The following is a 19,059-nucleotide window of genomic DNA, read 5'->3' as shown; positions in this document are numbered from 1 at the left end:
GGCAGAAAGGAGCTGAACGTGAACGCGCTAGAAATTCTCCAAAAGAGGGGATTCATGCAGCAATGTTCGGACGAACAGGGCCTCCATGACCTGTTTTCTGGATCAGAGGTAACCTACTACGCAGGATTTGATCCGACAGCCGACAGTTTTCACATCGGCAGTCTGATCCCGATCATGGCGATGGCTCATCTCCAGAAGCTTGGTCATAAGCCGATAGCAATTATCGGCGGCGGTACCGGTCTTATTGGGGACCCGAGTGGGAAGACCGAGCTACGCAAGATGCTCTCGCGCGAAGATGTCGCGAGCAACATGGCGAAGCTCTCTTTGCAGTTCAACCGTTACTTGACTCTCGGTGGAAAACAAGGACTCTTGATTGACAACGCAGATTGGATCGCGGAACTCAATTACATTGAGTTCCTGCGCGACATTGGCAAGCATTTCAAGGTCAACGAGATGATTAAGAACGAGGGATACAGGAAACGTCTCGAGTTGGAGCAGGGACTCTCATTCATTGAGTTCAACTACCAGCTTTTGCAGGCGTATGACTTCCTCGTTTTGCACGACCAGTACGGCTGTAAGCTGCAGATAGGAGGCGACGACCAATGGGGGAACATCCTGGCCGGCGTCGATCTGGTAAGGAAAGTGAGAAGACAGACAGTCTTTGCTCTCACTTTCCCGCTCATCACAACCGCGAGGGGGCAGAAGATGGGGAAGACCGAAGCTGGAGCAGTTTGGCTGAATGCTCTCAAGACTTCGCCCTATGAGTTCTATCAGTATTGGATCAATTGCGACGACCGCGATGTTGTCCGGTTCCTGCTTATGTTTACTTTCCTCACAATAGAGGAAATTGAGAAACTAGGGGCACTTCAGGGCGCCGATATTCGCCAGGCAAAAGAAGTGCTTGCCTTCGAGGCAACGCGTCTTTGCCACGGCGAAGAAGAAGCAGGAAAAGCGCAAAGAACGGCTCGAGCGGCTTTCTCAAAAGAATCCGCGGACGGCACGGCGCTTCCGACCACACTCGTCACCAAAGAGAGAGTCGCCGCAGGAATTTCTGTGATCGACTTGTTGGTTGAGACGGGGCTTGCAGCTTCGAAAGGAGCGGCTCGTCGGCTTATCGAACAAGGCGGAGCGTATGTGAATGATGTGAAAGTCACTGCAATCGGTGCCGTGATTGACCAAAGCTCTTTTTCAGGTGGCGTTTGTATCATTCGCCACGGGAAAAAACAACACCACCAAGTCAAGGTGGAATAAGGAGACTCCTCATGAGGGTTGGATACTTAGGTCCGGGAAGGAGCACTTTCGGCTTCGAAGCTGCCGAAAGGTTCTTCAAGGGCGAAGGAGATGTTGAATTTGTCTCCTTTTCCAGTCATACCGATGTCTGCCGGGCAGCCGGCAGGGGTGATGTAGATTTCGGAGTAATGGGAGTTGAGAATGTCATCGAGGGCATGGTCACCGAAAGCATCTACGCCATCGACAAGCTCAGCAGAGCCCATGGTCTGAAAATCTCCGGTGAAGTTGAAGTGCCAATCAAGCTGTTTCTGTTCCGCAAGCAAAATGACGGCAGTGCGCCGACCAAAATCTACGCGCAGCCGGTCGCGCAGGGGCAGTGTTCGCAAAAACTTGCCGCCTTCAAAAAAGCCAATAACGATATCCCGATCGAATCGGTCGCTTCGAACAGCAAGGCGGCCGAGATGGCGAGTAAGGATCCCTCCTGTGTGGCAATCAGCACAGCAAAGGCCGAACAGGAGTACGAATTGGTTCGTCTGGATCCTGAATCGATCACGAACAATACCAACAACTTCACCCGCTTTTGGATAGTGGGTACGAAGAGGGCAAAGTCAACCGAGAACGACAAGACCTGCTTGCTTATAAACTTGGACCATCCCAAACCGGGCGGTCTCGTGAAAGCGCTTGCTCCGTTCGCCGAGAGGGGAATCAATCTCCTTCTCTGCACTCCCATCCCGATTCCGGGCAGGAAATGGGAGTACACCTTCCTAGTTGAGTTCGCTGGAAGTTACAGCGAACAAAGGATGGAAGATGCTTACGATCAGTTGTGCGCAAGCGGTATTTCAATGGATGCTCCCCTGGTGCTGGGATCCTATCCCGCAGGAACTACGAAGTAACTGGACTGGGTAGGTGCCCGAGCGGCTAAAGGGGACGGTCTGTAAAACCGTTGGTTAACGCCTACGTGGGTTCGAATCCCACCCTACCCACCAGTTCTTTTGAAACATAGTAATGAATCAACTCCCGTCTCACGATGGGAGTTATTTTTATAAGTAGATTTTTGTTGCGATAAAGGCAGACTTCTCCTGTGCATAAAAAACTCCTCTTTTCCCTATATTTTGGTAAAATAGATGCTATTCAAACATGCAAAAAATCATAAAAGTTACCAAGGGTTCAGGGACAGGGGAGACAAAGTTATCGGCTTTTGACGCCGCTTTGTTTGACGCGGGAATTGCAAACTACAATTTGATCCGCCTTTCTTCCATAATTCCAGAAGGATACGCACCGAAAGCAGAGAAAATAAAAATGAATGGCTCAACAGACTTCGGTAATAAACTCTATGTCGTTTATGCTTCGCAGATAGAAAATGAAATAGGGAAGGAAGCGTGGGCAGGAGTCGGCTGGGTGATGTCGAAAACGGATCCGAAACGGGGACTTTTTGTTGAACACGAGGGAGCGGACCGAGCCCAGATCGAACGACTTATCAATGAAAGCATCATCAGCATGGTGAGGTATCGTAAAGAAGAATACGGAGAGATCCATAGCGAAATCTGCGGAATAAAATGCGAGTCAAAACCTGTCTGCGCACTTGTGGCTGCGGTTTACAAATCCGAAGGATGGGAGTAAAAGCTGATCTATGCTAGACATTCATCCGATTTTGGGAATATTGGCTGGCGTTTTGTCTTTTTGTGCTTTTATCCCCTATACCAGATCAATACTGCGCGGAGAAAGCAAACCACAGAGAGCAACATGGTTCATCTGGACGTTTGTCGGATTTACTCTTCTTGCAAGCTATTATACCTCCGGCGCAACAAGCACTATCTGGGTACCCATATCTTATTTTTTTGTTCAAGCATTTATTGCATTCCTGTCGATTAAATATGGTGTTGGAGGATGGACCACCTTGGACAAAATATGCATAGGGGGAGTTATTATAAGTGTCATTCTTTGGATGACCACCGGATCTCCCCTCATTGCACTTCTTATGGGAATTGTGATAGATTTTCTTGGTCTCATTCCTACAGTATTAAAAACTTATAAAAATCCAAAAAGTGAAGACAGATTTGCGTGGAGTATAAGTTTTGTGGCAAGTATTATAAACCTGTTTGCACTTCAGAGTTTCAGTATTTCAATTGTATCTTATCCGGCTTATATGGTTTTTAATACGGGTCTAGTATTTTTTCTTACATTCCTTCATGAAAAAAAATAAACTAGATAAAATTATCGAATTCAATAATCAAAACGTTTATACGGCAAAATCCCCGAAGGGTTATGGTTATACATATTTTGCAAAAAGAGATTTGAAAAAAGGTGAGATTGTTATAAGCGGTTTCGGTAAAATAGTCGATCATCAAACTCCACACATATCAATACAGATTGATCACAATAAACATTATTTACCTCTCAAATTGACAGGTAAATATTGGAATCATTCGTGTAATCCAAATACGCATATTAAAACTCGATCTGACGGTTTTCCCGATTTTGTAGCAACAAAGAACATCAAAAAAGGTGAAGAAATAACGTATGCATACTGGATGTCAGAACATGGGTGGATAAAGGGAGCAGATGAGAATTTTGTGAAATGTGTATGTGGTGAAGAAACATGCTTTGGAATTATTTCTTCATTTTCGCAGCTACAAAAGCGTCATCGCAAAAAAGCCCTTGAGACAGGCTCCGTTTCAAAGTATCTAAAAAATATTTACAATGATAGGAAGGGGAGTGTATAGGTGCATAAGAGAGTTTGATACAAAAACAAGAGGGTAGTATAATTTATAGATACTATGGATAAAAGAATAAGCAAATCAGGATTTCTAATAATAGGCCTGTACATTGTAATGTTGCTCTGGTGGTTGACTATATTCAACCGGGGCATAATAGACACCACAGAAAATTATCTTTTCGGTGGAGCGATTGGTGTACTTACTGTTATCGGAGGCATCGTAGGGTTGATAAAGGCAAAAAGGTGGGGTGGTTTTAGAAGTTCAACCGGCAAGTCTGTGATCTTTCTCTCGACAGGTCTCTTGACGTGGGCAATCGGAACACTTATCTTTGCTTATTATAATCTTTTTCTAGATATTGCCGTACCCTATCCATCCCTAGCTGATGTCGCATACATTGTGAGTTGGCCTTTGTGGACTATTGGAATATTATATCTTTCACCCGCAATTGGACTTAAATACCAGTTAAAAAAGATGAGTGGAAAAGTTTTTTTACTCATCATCCCACTTGTTACTATTTTCTTGTCTTATTATCTGTTGTTTGTTATTGGAAGAGGCGGCGTCATCGATCTGTCTGGGGGAAGTCTTAAATTATTTTTTGATCTAGCCTATCCTATAGGTGATATAGTAATCCTATCCATCACGGCGCTTGTTTATAGTCTTTCCTTTAATTATCTCGGTGGGTTCTTTAAATTTCCCATCATAGTAATAATGCTTGGTTTTGTTTTGAATTACTTGGCTGACTTCAGCTTTTCTTATACTACCACTCAAGAGACATTCGATGTTGCCAATTGGAACGATCTTCTTTTTACAACTGCAATGTTTGTATTAAGTGTCGGCTTAAGTCTTTTTGACCCGCACTTACTCAACAAGACAGAGAAATAAAATCTACAAACTTTTATGACCACCCTCGATCAAATTGCCACAAAGATCATCAAAGAGCAGGAGCTTGTTATCGGCCCTCTTGCTTGGAGCGAGGCGGGCAAGGTTCAGGGACTTCAAGTGAGTGATCATCACATCGCTTTCAACAACGGAGATCAAAAGGAAGTAGTGAACCGACTTGTCAGCCAGTATGAACGTTTGTTCGGAAAGGCGTCTCATGAGGTGTGCCGAGAGGCGGTGGCTAGCATGATTGCGGAACTTAAACCTGAAGAGATTCCCTCTAGTCTTAGATAATGAAAAATGTTTCTTCGAAAAACAAAAAGCCAGGCTTTAAAGAGCCCTTCAACTCCTCACGAGGATGAACTCAAAAAAGCGGCGGAAAGCCTCTACAAGCAAAACCATGAGCTTGCGATAAAAAACAAGACGCTTTCTCTCCTTCGAGAACTCTATCAAACGAGCATCCAGAATCTGGAGCCGAATATTCTTGCGGGAAAACTGGCAGAGCAGATCCTCAAAGCTTTTGAATACGAGCTCGTAGCCTTTTTTTCTTACAATGGCAACCGGGACGAGCTGGTGCCGTCGGAATTTGCCCGTTCAGAAAGATGGAATGCGACTCGGGCGAAATTGCAAGTCCATATCGATTCTTTTCATTTTCCTTCCGCCTCTACGCATCCAATCCTCGGAAAAGTCCTGCGAGACAAGCAGATGGTGCATATTGAAAACATAACCGAACTTTGGGGGAAAAATGTGTCCGAGAAAACGCTGAAAGAGTTCCAAGAAAACACTCATCTGAAAAGCATCCTTATGTATCCGCTTTTCACTGATGGGAAAAATCTCGGCGTCCTCATGTTCGGACTTAACCGAAATTATGACGAACTCATCCAGTATGAGAAAGATTCTATAGGGAGTTTTATAAACGTGATTTCTATCGCCCTCGATAAAGCATATTTGTATCAAGAATTGCAGGTTACCAATGAGGATCTTGCGGTTGCCAACGACAAGCTGAAAGAGCTCGACCAACTCAAATCAGAATTCCTTGGACTTGCATCGCATCAACTTCGAAGTCCGATGACGGCAATCAAAGGCTATGCTTCCCTTATTCTTGAAGGAGAATTCGGGACAGTCTCGCCCGAATTGAAAGGAGCGGTAGATATTATTTATCATTCAACTCAAACTCTGACTTCTATGGTCGCCGACTTTTTGGATGTATCGCGAATCGAGCAAGGAAATATGAAGTACGACATGGCTGACTTTGATTTTAAGGTCCTTACCGAAGAGGTGATCAGTGAACAGAAACCAAATATAGAAAAGGCCGGACTTGCGTTCGCATTCAAACCGGAAGAGGGGAAGACTTATATGATGAACGGCGACAAACAAAAACTGAAACAGATTTTGGTCAATTTTATCGACAACTCTGTAAAATATACGCCCAAGGGTTCGATGACTGTCAGTCTCAAAAAAGATGATGCGACGAAGAAAATCACATTTGCTGTTTCCGATACGGGTGTGGGTATCGCTAAAGAAACAATGCCGAAACTCTTCGAAAAATTCAGCCGGGCAAAAGACGCGCAAGCAACGAATATCCACGGAACTGGTCTCGGACTGTATGTAGCAAAAAAGATGGTAGATGCTCACCACGGGCGTGTCTGGGCGGAATCAGAAGGGGAGGGGAAGGGTTCTACTTTCTTGGTAGAACTGCAGGGAAAATAAGAAGCTTGACATTGTTTTTACTCGCAGTATTATCAATATAGATTCTTTACAACTGCAATATCTACGTATAGGTCCCTTGGCTTAGGCTTAAGGGATTGGGCCTATGCATCCAGCACTTATTTTTCTCAAAAATAAGTGCTGGAAAGATGATTTCTGCGCAAGTGGAAATCCGGTCTCCTCCGTTACAAGGATAATCGATGTCTGCCGAAAGGCGTATGAGTCGATGAGTGGAACAAAAATCCGCGCTAGCGGTTTTTTCGTACCAAAACAAGGGTGGCAACACGTGGATTAAAAATCCCCGTCCCTCTGCACAATTTTTCGCTGTGCAAAGAGACGGGGATTTTTGCGTTGTAAAAATGGTTCATTTAAAAAGAGAGATTTCACCAAGTCAACGGGGTTCGCTTCCAATGTGGCAAGCGATCCAGAAATTACCGAGCTTCGCCTGAGGGCGAGCAGAAAGGAAAAGATGATGGAAACAAGAACTGACCGGACAGAGCTCCTTGAGCTTCTCCTCAAGGAGCGCCTCACTCCCGAGGAAGAGGCGAAACTCGCTCAAAACGAGGGCGTGGCCAACGGACTCGTGGATACAATGCGGGGACGCTTGGTGAGTTTTGGTCTCCGCCCCAAAACCGGCGAGAAAGACCCGCGAACTTGGGTGCAATAAAAGAGCGCTCTCTGTTACAAAAAGGCCTCGTGCAATCACGACGAGGCCTTCTATTAAAATCAAATGTTTTCAGTTACTATTAGTTAAAATTCAATGAAAAGAAAAGAAAAACAAAAAAATACATACGGCGGAGCATATGTTCCAGAGATGCTTGTTCACGCACTCAAAGAAATAGAAATCGAATTTGAGAAAGCTCTGAAAGATACTCAATTTCAGAAAAAATTTCGAGAACTTCTCCACTCTTACAGCGGACGGCCAACTCCGCTTATTTATGCTGAAAATCTCACCAAACATTTTGGCGGCGGGAAGTTATATCTCAAAAATGAAGGTGCAAACCATACAGGCGCTCACAAAATCACTCACTGCTTGGGCCAAGCACTCATTGCAAAAAGACTAGGGAAAAAAGAGCTGATTGCAGAGACCGGGGCAGGCCAGCACGGAGTCGCAACTGCAACCGTTGCCGCAAAATTCGGTTTTAAGTGCAAAATATTTATGGGAGAAGTTGATATCGCCCGGCAAAGACCGAACGTTTTCTGGATGGAACAACTTGGAGCAGAGGTTATAAGTGTTTCTTCGGGAAGCAAGACCCTCAAAGATGCTGTAAACGAAGCCCTCAAATATTGGATGGCACATTCGGATGAAAGTTATTATGTGATTGGTTCAGTACTCGGCCCCCATCCATATCCAGAAATGAACAGGACTTTCCAGTCGATTATCGGAGAAGAAATTCGTGAGCAAACAAGAAAAGCAGAAAAAAAGCTTCCTGATGTAGTTGTCGCCTGCGTAGGAGGCGGGAGCAACGCGATCGGCGCATTTTACGATTTTGTGAAAGAAAAAGGGGTGCGACTTATCGGAGTTGAAGCGGGAGGAATCGGAAAAAGAGTCGGGGAAAATGCTATGCGAAAAGAAAATGGCAGCCTCGGGATCTTTCAAGGGTATAAATCACTTTTTCTTCAGACAAGCGAAGGACATATCGCCCCAACGCATAGCGTAGCGGCGGGATTAGATTACCCGGGCATGGGACCGGAACTCGCGACACTTTTTCGAGAAAAAAGAGTTGAACTTCAATCTGCAACTGATAAAAAAGCTGTGGAAGCATGCCTTCTTACGGCAAAATATGAGGGGGTTATTCCTGCGCTTGAATCTTCCCACGCGCTTGCATATGCGTATAAAATACTGCCGAAACTCTCGAAAAAAGAAGTGGTAGTGGTAAACGTATCAGGAAGAGGGGATAAAGACCTCTTCAATCTCACAAGATATCTCAATCATAAGGAATTTAAAAAGTTTCTCGCAGAGGAAATTCAAAGATATGAAAAATAATCTTGACCGCACAATAGAAAAATTCGGTGCAGGGAAAAAAACGGGGATTATGGCCCATCTTGTAACTGGATATCCGACCCTTGCTCTCTCAAAAAAAATTGCGCAGTCGCTCGTGGCCGGTGGGGCAGATATTATCGAAATCCAAGTCCCTTTTTCTGACCCAATGGCAGACGGACCACTTATTGTTGAAGCTTGTCAGAAATCCCTCGATAATGGAACCAAAGTAAAAGATAGTTTTGCGTTGGCTGCATTCGTAGACAAAACTTTAAAAACTCCTGTGGTGCTTATGACATATGCGAATATTGTTATTCATATGGGTATCGAAAAATTCTGCGATGAGTGCAAGAAACATAAAATTTCTGGAGTAATTGTCCCTGATCTTCCCCATGACTCCAAAGAGGGAGAGGAATTAAAGAAACAAGCAACAAGAAAAGGGATTCATTTGATTTATGTTCTCTCTCCAGCGATAGAAAAAGAGAGGCTCGAGAAAATTTCTAGACAAGCAACTGGCTTTCTCTACTGCACATCGAGACAGGGAACTACCGGAACTGGAAAAAGATTTGCGAGTGACTTGCATTCCTATCTTAAAAGAGTAAAAAAAAGTTCTCATTTGCCGTTAGCTGTCGGATTTGGAATTTCCTCTCACAAAGACATAAAAGAAATAAAACCCGAGGGAGATATTGCGGTCATTGGCAGTGCAGTTATTGATCTTATACAAAAAACTCCAACACAAAATATACTGAAGACTATTGAAAAGTTCGTAGTGAGGTTGAATCAATAACTAGTTATACAGAATGGGCTTATTTTGGTATTATTAAGGCCATGAAAAAAATCTTGCTTTCAGGAGTAAAGCCAACTGGCCGGCCTCATATCGGGAATTTCTTCGGCGCCATGAAGCAATTCGTTGACCTTCAAGAGAATCACGAGAGCTACATTTTCATCGCTGATCTTCACGCACTCACTACAGTTCAGAATAAGGAAGAGATGAGCGAGAATATTATTGGCGTCGCACTGGATTATCTTGCGATCGGACTTGATCCAAAAAAAGTAGTGCTTTACAAACAATCTGATGTCCCGCAAGTAGCCGAACTTGGCTGGATATTCAATTGCCTTACGACTATGCCGTACCTTATGCGTGCACACGCTTTTAAGGATGCGGAGGCTAAGAATAAAGAAATAAATGTCGGTCTTTTTGATTATCCTCTTCTTATGGCCGCCGACATATTAATCCAAGACGCAAATGTCGTGCCGACCGGTCTCGATCAGAAACAACATATCGAAATCACTCGAGACACAGCAGAAAAATTCAACAGGATTTTCGGAGATACATTCAAAATGCCAGAACCGCTTATCCTAGATTCAGTAAAGGTGGTTCCTGGAATTGACGGACAGAAGATGTCGAAAAGTTACAACAACACCATCTCACTTTTCGCTTCTGACGAAGAAATCAAAAAAACGGTCATGGGAATTGTCACGGATTCAAGTGCGGGAGTGCCAACGAATGTATATGCAATTCATTCACTCATCAAAGACAAAGCATCACTCGATGCACTCTACGAAGAGAAAAAGGGCAAGTATAAAGACCTCAAAGATGCACTTATAGAAGATATGATTGCGTTCATAAAGCCAATGCGAGAAAAGCGCGAAGCTCTGGCAAAAGACAAAAAGGCGGTCATCAAAATTCTGAAAGAGGGGGGCGAGCGAGCCCGCGAGCGAGCCGAAGCAAAAATGAAGATTGTTCGAGAAAAAATAGGAGTTGCGCTCTAAAGGAAAGGTGGTACTATATGAATACCAACGACCCGGCTGACACCGGCGAGGATGAAGAAAGAACGCTTAACGGCTAGTAGATTCTTCCGGGTAAGCCCGATATAGCAGTAAAAAGATATAAAACAGGGTGGCACCGCGACGAAATCGCCCCTGCGAATTTATTAGAATTAATGAATTCGGAGGGGCTTTTTTGTTACTCCGGAAAAAATATATGCAACGAACATACATTGGTGAGTTGAAAGAGATGGCGGGAAAAGAGGTGATGATAGCCGGATGGGTGGATGTTCGACGCGATCAGGGAAAGCTCATCTTTTTTGATTTCCGCGATATGACCGGCACCGTACAGGGTGTTATCTTGCCGAAGGCGACAGAGGCACACGCAGTAGGGAGCAAACTCCGTTCCGAATGGGTTGTTGAAGTCCATGGAAAAGTAAACGCTCGTCCAGAAAAAAATATTCAGAAAGAAAAACCAAATGGTGCGGTAGAAGTTGAAATTCTTTCAATTACCGTTTTGAACGAAGCGACCACACCGCCATTTGATATTGCAGGGGAAGGAACAGAAATAAACGAAGAAACCCGGCTTAAATACCGCTATCTCGACTTGCGACGGCCTCGAATGCAGAAAAATATCCGAGCACGGCATGCTATTCAGCATTTTCTGCGAAACCGTCTCACTGAAGAAAAATTCACTGAAATCGAAACTCCGCTCCTATCCACGGCAACCCCAGAAGGTTCGCGGGATTACGTCGTGCCATCGCGCTTAGAAAGAGGACATTTCTACGCACTTCCACAATCTCCGCAACAATACAAACAGCTTCTCATGTCAGCAGGATTCGAAAAATATTTTCAATTTGCCCGATGTATGCGAGATGAAGATACGAGAGGGGATAGACAGCCGGAATTTACCCAGCTCGATATGGAGATGAGCTTTGTTGAACGCGAAGATGTAATGGCGATCAATGAAAAGCTTCTTATCGAAATGGTGAAAACACTTTATCCTGAAAAGAAAATCCAGCAGATTCCTTTCCCAAGAATGAGCTATGACGAAGCGATGAAAAAATACGGAGTTGATAAACCGGACATTCGAGAGAATAAAGAAGATCCGAACCTTCTGGCATTTTTGTGGGTAATTGATTTTCCATTCTTTGAAAAAGACGATAATGGCGGATGGACATTCACCCACAATCCATTTTCTCGGCCAGCAAAAGAACATATGGAATCTCTTATGGAAAAGAAAGACATCGCAGAAATAAAGACGACTCAATACGATATTGTTCTAAATGGCTGTGAGGTTGCTGGAGGATCTATACGAAATCACAATCCCGAAGCGCTCAAGAAAGTATTTGAGATCATGGGCTATTCTGAAGAGAGAATTCAGCATAATTTCGGACACATGATTACTGCGCTTGGAAGCGGTACGCCTCCCCATGGAGGAATCGCCTGGGGATTTGACCGTCTTCTCATGCTCCTCAATAATGAACCGAACATCCGCGAAGTTATTCCATTCGCTAAAACAGGAGAAGGGAAGGACCCGATGATGGGCGCACCGACGACGATTACCGAAGAACAACTTCAGGAACTTGGAATCAGCATTGTGAAAGAAAAGAAAAAATAGGTGGACAACCAGACCTACAAAATAAAAACGGAGAAATTTGAAGGACCATTGGACCTTCTGCTTTCCCTTATCGAAAAACGGAAACTTCTCATCAACGAAATTTCGCTGGCTCAAATTACTGATGATTATATCGGGTATATAAAAAATAATGGAAATCAGACGATGGGGGAGAGCGCGAATTTTATTTTGATCGCCTCTACACTTCTTCTCATCAAATCCCGCTCGCTGTTGCCGAATCTTTCGCTTTCTGAAGAAGAGGAACAGTCTATTGATGAGCTCGAACGCCGGCTGAAAATCTACAAGGAAATAAAAGAATTGAGTGTGCACATTGCCGAACGTTTCGGAAAAGAGATGATCTTTGCTCCGCAGATGCGAAAATTTGACCCCGTTTTCTCGCCTGACAAAGACACGACTCTTCCGAACATGCTCTCTGCGATGGAGCGGGTACTTCAAAGCTTGCCGAAAAAAGAATTCTTACCGAAGGCGGTTGTGAAAAAAATCATAAGCCTCGAGGAAATGATAGGAAACCTGACAGTACGCATCCAAAAAAGCCTCAAGATCGGTTTTAAAGACCTCGCAAAAGTCGGAAAGGATGATAAAATCAATGTCATCGTAAGTTTTCTGGCAATTCTTGAACTGGTAAAACAGGGTGTTGTCTCTGTTGTACAAGAATCGAAACACGATGACATCATGATCGAATCAAACGAAGTGGGACTTCCTAAATACGGAAATTAAAAAAATGGATCTCGAAACAACATTAGAAGCAGTTTTGTTTTTCAAAGGCGAAGCTGTCTCAATAAAAAAACTTTCTCAAATTCTCGAGAAAAATTCCGCTGAAATTCAGGATGGTTTGAAAGTGCTTGAAGAAAAATTAAAAACGAGAGGAATCCGGCTTCTGCGTATTGGAGATGAAGTAGCCCTTGGGACAGCTTCGAAAGCAGACGAAATCATCGAAAAACTCACCAAAGAAGAACTCTCAAGGGATATTGGAAAAGCGGGACTTGAAACACTTTCCATCATTATTTATCGGGGACCGATCGCAAGAAGAGAAATCGACTACATTCGAGGCGTAAATTCGACCTTTATTCTTCGAAATCTTCTCATCCGGGGTCTCGTAGAAAAAGTGCCCGCAGAGAAAGATCAGAGAAGTTTCCTCTATAAACCAACCCTTGAACTCCTTGCGCATTTGGGACTCGAAAAAATCGAGGACCTGCCCGAATATACGCGAGTAAAAGAGGAGATAAAGAAATTTGAAGAAAGCGCAAAGGAACCAGAAGAAAAAGAGAGCATTTAGCATATACCCCTTATTCGCGCGAATTAGGGATATATACTTTATTTCTTTTTATCAAACATGAAAAAAATATTATTTTCTGTACTTGTAATTATCATCCTTGTTGCTGGAGGATTTTTTTTGCAAAACAAAGATAATCTCAAGAAAGTTCGCAATATAGTTACAAGGGCGACTCCGACCCCGACACCAACGCCCGAAATCGACCCAAGCTCACTTACGTGGATACAGACAAAAACAAGTGCGCAGGGTTGGCCGAAACGCGATTCTCATTCCGTGTTTGTATTTGATAACAAGATGTGGGTTCTTGGCGGGCTTGATTCTGATGCATCAAAAGTAGATGGGATTCCCGATTACGAGTCGGCAATTTATTACAACGACATTTGGAATACGTCGGATGGCGTGAACTGGACGAGAGTAGTAGAGCATGCCGATTTTCCTTACATCCGTTCTGCATCAGTCGTCAATTTTAAAGGCACTCTTTACATGTACGGAGGATGGAGTCCTCATGATGGACTTCAATATAAAAACGGCATTTGGAGCTCGACCGACGGAATTCATTGGAAAAAAGTGGTGGAAAAACCGGATTACCCGGAACGTGAGGGGCAGATCGTGCTCGAATGGAATGGGAAACTATGGCTTGTCGGGGGCGTGGATTATTTTGGAAGGAAAACGTTCAACGACGTTTGGTCATCTGACGACGGGATCCACTGGGGAGCTGTGACAACAAATGCGCCCTGGCATTCGAGATGGGACCACGCACTTGGTGTATGGAATGGAAAAATGTATATCGCCGGAGGGATGAATTTTGGAGGCGTCGGCTACAGCGATGAATGGTCTTCAAGTGATGGGGAACATTGGGATCTTGTGAACGCAACTGCGCCCTGGGGAGAAAGACAGGGGCAAGAAATAGTAAATTACCGAGGGCTAATGTGGCTTATTGGCGGGCTTCATTCTGCAAGTAATGAGGGCAAAGGTGACGCGTGGTATAGCACTGACGGAATTGAATGGACCAAAGCTCCCGATGATTATGAGTGGAAGGGCAGGGAAGACCATGGCGTCATCGTATTCAACGACAAAATTTGGGTGATGGGAGGAATGGACAGCAATTGGAATTGGAATGGGGATGTGTGGTCTTCGAGTTTCCAGATTCAGCCAGAAATTGTAATAAAGATACCCGAAAACTTAACAGTTACGCCCAAACCCGATGAGCCAAAACCGCAGACAGCGGAAGAAAAATTGAATCTTTCTGCGACCTCTTACTTTTCAAAGCTCGTGACTGGGAACGATAAACCGCTTGAGTTCGCTCGAAAAAATATAAATCAAAAATTACCGATCGCAAGTGTAACGAAACTTATGACTGCGCTGGTGGCGGTGGAAAATATTCCTCAAAATACCCTGATTACTATCGACAAAGATAGTTTGGCAGGAAAGGGAAGTGCGGGAGAAATTCACGCTGGCGAAATATTCGACAGAGATTCTCTTCTTACGATCCTTCTCCTCCCATCAGATAATGATTCCGCTTTTGCGTTTGCGGAGGCGAAAAGTGATTTTGTGGTACTTATGAATGCAAAGGCGCAGACGCTCGGAATGAAAAATACTTATTTTGGAAACCCGGCCGGGCTCGATTCTGTTATCGAAAGCGAGGTAAACTATTCAACAGCTTCCGATCTCTTTCTTTTAGCAGAAAATATTTTAAAAAATCATCCTGAAATCTTGACAATCACTCGCAATAAAGAAGCGACAGTCACTAATACCGCTGGGGTAGCGCATCATTTGATAAATACGGATAAACTTCTTAGCGAAACATTGCCGTTTTTGGTACTCGGTGGGAAAACAGGAGAAACGCCGATGGCGAAGAAAAATCTCGTCCTGATAACAGGAAGTATGTATCCTGACACTGCGATTATCTCAATTATTTTGCATTCTGATGATAATTTCGGAGAAATGAAAAAGCTTTTAAATTCGATAATAAAATAGCTGGAAAAAATAAGCATTCCACTATATAATCTCCCAACATGATAATCGACATCGTAAAAGTTTTCCTACCCTCAACCGTGGCCTTCTGCATGGGTATTTTGATCACCCCGTTCCTCACGAATTACCTCTACAAGCACGAAATGTGGAAGAAAAAGGCGGGGAAAGTCGATATGCAAGGAAATGCGACGCCCATATTTAATTCTCTCCATAAAGAAAGGGAGGTGAGCACTCCGCGGATGGGAGGTATTGTGATCTGGGGGAGCGCCATCATCACGGTCCTCTTTTTCTTTTTTCTCGCAAAGATCTTCCCAGGAGCACTTTCGCATAAAATAGATTTCCTTTCCCGAAACCAAACATGGTTGCCTCTCTCGACACTTTTCTTTGGGGCCATTGTAGGACTCGTTGATGACTGGCTCGAGATAAAGGGGAGCCGAGATCATATCGCAGGAGGGCTCTCGCTCAAGAAAAGACTTTTTGTAGTGCTCCTTATCAGCCTTCTCTGTGCATGCTGGTTTTATTTTAAGCTCGGAGTTTCTTCGATTGGACTTCCATTTCATTTTGAATTACAGCTTGGACTTCTCTTTATTCCGTTTTTTATGGCGGTCACCGTTTTTATCTATTCTGGCGGAGTTATCGACGGCATTGACGGCCTCGCGGGAGGAGTTTTTGCGAGTATGTTTGCCGCGTATGCCGGAATCGCTTTCTACCAAAATCAAATAGACTTGGCGGCTCTTTGCGCCACTTTTGTGGGAGGAATATTGGCATTTTTGTGGTTTAACATCCCACCGGCCCGGTATTATATGTCTGAAACGGGGACAATGGGCCTTACTATCGCCCTTGCAGTAGTGGCATTTCTTACTGATTCACTCGCGGGCGGATATGGCATATTAGTGCTTCCAGTCATCGCATTACCGCTCGTTCTCACAACACTCTCAAACATTATCCAAGTGCTTTCCAAAAAATACAGAGGAAAGAAAGTTTTTCTTGTCGCTCCGCTCCATCACCACTTTGAAGCCCTCGGCTGGCCAGCGTATAAAGTGACGATGCGTTATTGGATCATCGGAATTCTCTTTGCAATTTTGGGACTCATACTCGCCTTAATAGGGAAATAAAAGGCTTCTTAAATCTTCGGAAGCTCTTTCGTGTTGTGATATAATTATCACACCATGAGCCATGCTCGCGTAGATAAAGTCCTCCTTGCTTGTTTTGCAATTCTCATCTTCGTGGGATTTTTTATTTTCACTTCCGCATCCCTTGGGCTCCTCACTCGCGGAGAGGGCATATTTTCTCAAGTGGCAATAAAACAAATACTTGTGGGCGTTATTTTAGGTTCGATCGCTTTTTTTATCACACTGAAAACTGATTACACTCATTGGCGTAAATATGCTTTTTTTATCGCTATCGCATCTATTTGCTTTGCAACACTCGTCTTTATACCAGGAATCGGATTTGCTCACGGCGGAGCAAAACGGTGGATAGATATTGCAGGAATCTCTCTTCAGCCGGCAGAATTCTTGAAACTAGGACTCATTATTTATTATGCGGCATGGCTTTCGAAAGTGCGCGAAAAGATTTCCAAACTCCAATACGGTCTTTTCCCGCTTCTTATTGTTATTTTCGTCGCGGCCGTATTAGTCCTTCTCGAGCCAGACACGGGCACCTTTCTAGTTATTTTCGCGAGTCTGGTTGGAATGTTCGTCGCGGGAGGAGGACGATGGAGAGATATTCTCATTCTTTTTCTCCTTTGTGCTGTTGGCATAGCGGGACTTTTCTACATGCGGCCATACATTCGTGAGAGATTTTTAACCTTTCTGGACCCGGCGCGCGATCCTCTTGGCTCGGGGTATCAAATTCAACAATCGCTTATCGCGATCGGTTCCGGCGGATTTTTTGGAAGGGGGTTCGGACAAAGCGTCCAGAAATTCAATTATCTTCCAGAACCGATAGGAGATTCTATTTTTGCTGTGGCCGGAGAAGAATTTGGCTTCATTGGGAGCCTTCTTCTTGTGCTTCTTTACATTTTCTTTGCACTTCGAGCGCTTCGGATGGCCTCAAAAGTAAGCGATGTGTTTGGTAGACTGCTTGTCGTAGGAATTGTTATACTAATTGTGTCCCAATCGTTCCTGAATATCGGCTCTATGCTTGGGATTCTCCCGCTCACCGGCGTTCCGCTTATTTTCGTGAGCCAGGGAGGCACAGCGCTTCTTGTCGGAATGGCAGAAGTCGGTATTCTTCTTAATATTTCACGACGGAGGGCGATAGGATAAATTTAAAATACAAATGAAAATTGTTTTAACTGGAGGAGGCACGGGTGGACATTTTTATCCTCTCATAGCTATCGCCGAAGAATTACAGAAAGAGGCGAGGCAAAATAAGCTCCTCGACGCAAAATTATATTACATGGCGCCAACTCCATATCACGAGGCGCGGCTTTTTGACAATGACATCACGTTTGTGAGAATCCCCGCAGGAAAAAGAAGACTGTATTTCTCTGTCGCCAATTTTTTTGATCTTTTTGTTACCGCGCTCGGTATCCTTGTCGCTCTTTGGAAAATGTTCACCATTTTCCCTGATGTGGTTTTTGCCAAGGGGGGATACGCGAGCTACCCAGCGCTTTTCGCAGCGCGATTTTTCGGCATTCCAGTCGTTATTCATGAATCTGACAGTGTTCCAGGAAGAGTGAACCTTTGGGCAGGAAAATTCGCAAAAAAAATCGCTCTTTCATACCCGAGCGCTGCTGAATATTTTCCTAAAGGCAAAACTGCATACACAGGAAATCCTGTTCGACGGGAACTCATGACGGTGCAAAAAAGCGGGGGGCACGAATTTTTAAAGCTTGAAGAGAGCACTCCGACTCTTTTAATTCTCGGAGGTTCGCTCGGTTCGGAAGTTATAAATGACGTGATTATCGATTCTCTTCCAGGACTCATCTCAAAATATCAGATCATTCATCAGACAGGGAAGGCGAATTATAATGAAATACTAAATACGTCAAAAGTTATTTTAAAAGATAACGAATTTGAACATCGGTATCATCCATTTGATTATTTGAACGATCTTGCGATGCAGATGAGCGCCGGAAGCGCGGACCTTATTATTTCCCGCGCAGGTTCAACGATATTCGAAATTGCTGTGTGGGGAATTCCTTCAATTCTCATTCCTATCACTGACTCACAGGGAGATCACCAGAGAAAAAATGCTTACGCCTACGCAAGAAGTGGAGCGGCAGTTATCATCGAAGAAGCGAATTTGAACTCGCATATACTTTCCGAAGAAATTCGAAGACTTATGGAAAATCCAGCGGAACGAGAGAGAATGAAGGAAATGGCGAAAGGATTTGCCCGGCTTGATTCGGCAGAGGTGATCGCTAAAGAAATCATACAGATTGGGCTAGGCCACGAAAAGTAGGACGCTCCCCGCAAACTTTTTGGTAAACAGAAAAGCCTCACGTGGAGAAAGTAAGAACTTTTCCGCGCGAGGCTTGCTATTTAATTCGTAACCTTCGCATTGACAAGAGAACCATTGCGCTGTGGTGAAATAAATACACCAATGGACTTATATAGTCCATATTTTGCGTTTCAGGCTTCAATGTAAGCGCAGCGATATTTATAAACAGAGAAACTGACCACATAAGCCAAACCTTTGTCGGTTCAGCGCTGGGGTTTTTAAGAACAGATCTATAGGTGGGAACAAATGCGAGACTATATGCTCCCAAGTTGAGTATGTGACCCCACTTAGAAGTCCTAAGTAAGCACCACAATCCCAACCCAATGAGACTGATGAGCATAATAGCTCGATCGAATACTTCCACATCAAGCTTTGCTTTGCGTCGCACCACAATGAAGACTAGTGTTGCGATACAGCCAAGACAGTCCGTAAACAAAACAGC

Annotated in this window: 20 protein-coding genes and 1 tRNA gene; 20 read left to right on the top strand and 1 reads right to left on the bottom strand. The window is 44.1% G+C overall.

Translation table 11 applies throughout. From position 1 onward, the window contains the following. Positions 1–18 precede the first annotated feature (18 nt). The 20 genes from tyrS to PHS53_03215 all read left to right on the top strand — a co-directional run bounded on the left by tyrS (position 19) and on the right by PHS53_03215 (position 18,578). Entirely contained in the window at positions 19–1,251 is a 1,233-nt protein-coding gene (gene tyrS / locus PHS53_03310; GenBank protein ID MDD5357144.1) for a tyrosine--tRNA ligase, read from the top strand. An 11-nt stretch (positions 1,252–1,262) separates the two neighbouring features. Continuing rightward, positions 1,263–2,123, top strand: a complete 861-nt coding sequence (locus PHS53_03305; GenBank protein MDD5357143.1) for a prephenate dehydratase domain-containing protein — start codon at positions 1,263–1,265, stop codon at positions 2,121–2,123. A 7-nt stretch (positions 2,124–2,130) separates the two neighbouring features. Further along, positions 2,131–2,216 (top strand) — tRNA-Tyr (locus PHS53_03300). Positions 2,217–2,367: 151 nt separating this feature from the next. Next, positions 2,368–2,850 carry a pyruvoyl-dependent arginine decarboxylase gene (locus PHS53_03295; protein ID MDD5357142.1) on the top strand — a complete coding sequence of 161 codons (483 nt, stop codon included), beginning with the start codon at positions 2,368–2,370 and terminating at the stop codon, positions 2,848–2,850. A 10-nt stretch (positions 2,851–2,860) separates the two neighbouring features. Beyond that, positions 2,861–3,433 (top strand): hypothetical protein, encoded by a 573-nt coding sequence (locus PHS53_03290; protein MDD5357141.1) that lies wholly within the window; start codon positions 2,861–2,863, stop codon positions 3,431–3,433. After that, a complete protein-coding gene (locus tag PHS53_03285) occupies positions 3,420–3,953 on the top strand; it encodes an SET domain-containing protein-lysine N-methyltransferase (GenBank protein ID MDD5357140.1) in 534 nt (177 codons plus the stop codon). Before PHS53_03290 ends, PHS53_03285 begins: the two co-directional genes overlap by 14 nt. 108 nt (positions 3,954–4,061) lie before the next feature. After that, positions 4,062–4,829: a hypothetical protein gene (locus PHS53_03280; protein ID MDD5357139.1), complete on the top strand. Its 768-nt coding sequence runs from the start codon at positions 4,062–4,064 to the stop codon at positions 4,827–4,829. Positions 4,830–4,844: 15 nt separating this feature from the next. After that, positions 4,845–5,120 (top strand): hypothetical protein, encoded by a 276-nt coding sequence (locus PHS53_03275; protein MDD5357138.1) that lies wholly within the window; start codon positions 4,845–4,847, stop codon positions 5,118–5,120. Between the two features lie 6 nt (positions 5,121–5,126). Beyond that, a complete protein-coding gene (locus PHS53_03270; protein ID MDD5357137.1) occupies positions 5,127–6,536 on the top strand; it encodes a GAF domain-containing sensor histidine kinase in 1,410 nt (469 codons plus the stop codon). Between the two features lie 343 nt (positions 6,537–6,879). Then, positions 6,880–7,200, top strand: a complete 321-nt coding sequence (locus PHS53_03265) for a hypothetical protein (GenBank protein MDD5357136.1) — start codon at positions 6,880–6,882, stop codon at positions 7,198–7,200. A 93-nt stretch (positions 7,201–7,293) separates the two neighbouring features. Beyond that, entirely contained in the window at positions 7,294–8,520 is a 1,227-nt protein-coding gene (trpB, locus tag PHS53_03260; protein MDD5357135.1) for a tryptophan synthase subunit beta, read from the top strand. Next, entirely contained in the window at positions 8,510–9,301 is a 792-nt protein-coding gene (gene trpA / locus PHS53_03255) for a tryptophan synthase subunit alpha (GenBank protein MDD5357134.1), read from the top strand. The genes trpB and trpA overlap by 11 nt, the downstream gene beginning before the upstream one ends. A 41-nt stretch (positions 9,302–9,342) precedes the next feature. Continuing rightward, positions 9,343–10,287 (top strand): tryptophan--tRNA ligase, encoded by a 945-nt coding sequence (gene trpS / locus PHS53_03250; protein ID MDD5357133.1) that lies wholly within the window; start codon positions 9,343–9,345, stop codon positions 10,285–10,287. Positions 10,288–10,498: 211 nt separating this feature from the next. Then, the gene (gene aspS / locus PHS53_03245) at positions 10,499–11,902 is read left to right on the top strand and encodes an aspartate--tRNA ligase (protein ID MDD5357132.1); all 1,404 of its coding nucleotides are present in this window, start codon (positions 10,499–10,501) and stop codon (positions 11,900–11,902) included. Then, positions 11,903–12,637, top strand: coding sequence for a ScpA family protein (locus tag PHS53_03240; GenBank protein MDD5357131.1), 735 nt, complete (start codon positions 11,903–11,905; stop codon positions 12,635–12,637). A 4-nt stretch (positions 12,638–12,641) separates the two neighbouring features. Beyond that, the gene (gene scpB, locus PHS53_03235; GenBank protein ID MDD5357130.1) at positions 12,642–13,196 is read left to right on the top strand and encodes an SMC-Scp complex subunit ScpB; all 555 of its coding nucleotides are present in this window, start codon (positions 12,642–12,644) and stop codon (positions 13,194–13,196) included. Between the two features lie 57 nt (positions 13,197–13,253). Further along, on the top strand, positions 13,254–15,170 hold the full coding sequence (locus PHS53_03230; GenBank protein MDD5357129.1) for a hypothetical protein: 1,917 nt from the start codon (positions 13,254–13,256) through the stop codon (positions 15,168–15,170). Between the two features lie 38 nt (positions 15,171–15,208). Then, complete coding sequence (locus PHS53_03225) at positions 15,209–16,282, top strand: hypothetical protein (GenBank protein MDD5357128.1); 1,074 nt, start codon at positions 15,209–15,211, stop codon at positions 16,280–16,282. A 54-nt stretch (positions 16,283–16,336) separates the two neighbouring features. Beyond that, on the top strand, positions 16,337–17,437 hold the full coding sequence (locus tag PHS53_03220) for a putative peptidoglycan glycosyltransferase FtsW (GenBank protein ID MDD5357127.1): 1,101 nt from the start codon (positions 16,337–16,339) through the stop codon (positions 17,435–17,437). Positions 17,438–17,450: 13 nt separating this feature from the next. Next, positions 17,451–18,578: a UDP-N-acetylglucosamine--N-acetylmuramyl-(pentapeptide) pyrophosphoryl-undecaprenol N-acetylglucosamine transferase gene (locus tag PHS53_03215; protein ID MDD5357126.1), complete on the top strand. Its 1,128-nt coding sequence runs from the start codon at positions 17,451–17,453 to the stop codon at positions 18,576–18,578. Positions 18,579–18,654: 76 nt separating this feature from the next. Here the strand turns inward: PHS53_03215 and PHS53_03210 are convergent. Next, positions 18,655–19,059: hypothetical protein (locus PHS53_03210; protein ID MDD5357125.1), on the bottom strand; the 405-nt coding region annotated here is incomplete at its 5' end.

Source organism: Candidatus Paceibacterota bacterium (genome assembly GCA_028714635.1).
Classification (GTDB): Bacteria; Patescibacteriota; Minisyncoccia; order Phycocordibacterales; family JAQTLZ01; genus JAQTLZ01.
The sequence above is the reverse complement of the archived record's forward strand: the minus strand, read 5'-3'. Positions and strand labels throughout refer to the sequence as shown.

Coding starts and splice junctions, on each gene's coding strand:
- scpB (MDD5357130.1), top strand. CDS start 12,642: ATGGATCTCGAAACAACATTAGAAGCAGTTTTGTTTTTCAAAGGCGAA.
- PHS53_03230 (MDD5357129.1), top strand. CDS start 13,254: ATGAAAAAAATATTATTTTCTGTACTTGTAATTATCATCCTTGTTGCT.
- PHS53_03290 (MDD5357141.1), top strand. CDS start 2,861: ATGCTAGACATTCATCCGATTTTGGGAATATTGGCTGGCGTTTTGTCT.
- PHS53_03215 (MDD5357126.1), top strand. CDS start 17,451: ATGAAAATTGTTTTAACTGGAGGAGGCACGGGTGGACATTTTTATCCT.
- PHS53_03225 (MDD5357128.1), top strand. CDS start 15,209: ATGATAATCGACATCGTAAAAGTTTTCCTACCCTCAACCGTGGCCTTC.
- PHS53_03285 (MDD5357140.1), top strand. CDS start 3,420: ATGAAAAAAAATAAACTAGATAAAATTATCGAATTCAATAATCAAAAC.
- trpB (MDD5357135.1), top strand. CDS start 7,294: ATGAAAAGAAAAGAAAAACAAAAAAATACATACGGCGGAGCATATGTT.
- PHS53_03295 (MDD5357142.1), top strand. CDS start 2,368: ATGCAAAAAATCATAAAAGTTACCAAGGGTTCAGGGACAGGGGAGACA.
- PHS53_03270 (MDD5357137.1), top strand. CDS start 5,127: ATGTTTCTTCGAAAAACAAAAAGCCAGGCTTTAAAGAGCCCTTCAACT.
- trpS (MDD5357133.1), top strand. CDS start 9,343: ATGAAAAAAATCTTGCTTTCAGGAGTAAAGCCAACTGGCCGGCCTCAT.
- PHS53_03305 (MDD5357143.1), top strand. CDS start 1,263: ATGAGGGTTGGATACTTAGGTCCGGGAAGGAGCACTTTCGGCTTCGAA.
- aspS (MDD5357132.1), top strand. CDS start 10,499: ATGCAACGAACATACATTGGTGAGTTGAAAGAGATGGCGGGAAAAGAG.
- trpA (MDD5357134.1), top strand. CDS start 8,510: ATGAAAAATAATCTTGACCGCACAATAGAAAAATTCGGTGCAGGGAAA.
- PHS53_03280 (MDD5357139.1), top strand. CDS start 4,062: ATGTTGCTCTGGTGGTTGACTATATTCAACCGGGGCATAATAGACACC.
- PHS53_03220 (MDD5357127.1), top strand. CDS start 16,337: ATGAGCCATGCTCGCGTAGATAAAGTCCTCCTTGCTTGTTTTGCAATT.
- PHS53_03275 (MDD5357138.1), top strand. CDS start 4,845: ATGACCACCCTCGATCAAATTGCCACAAAGATCATCAAAGAGCAGGAG.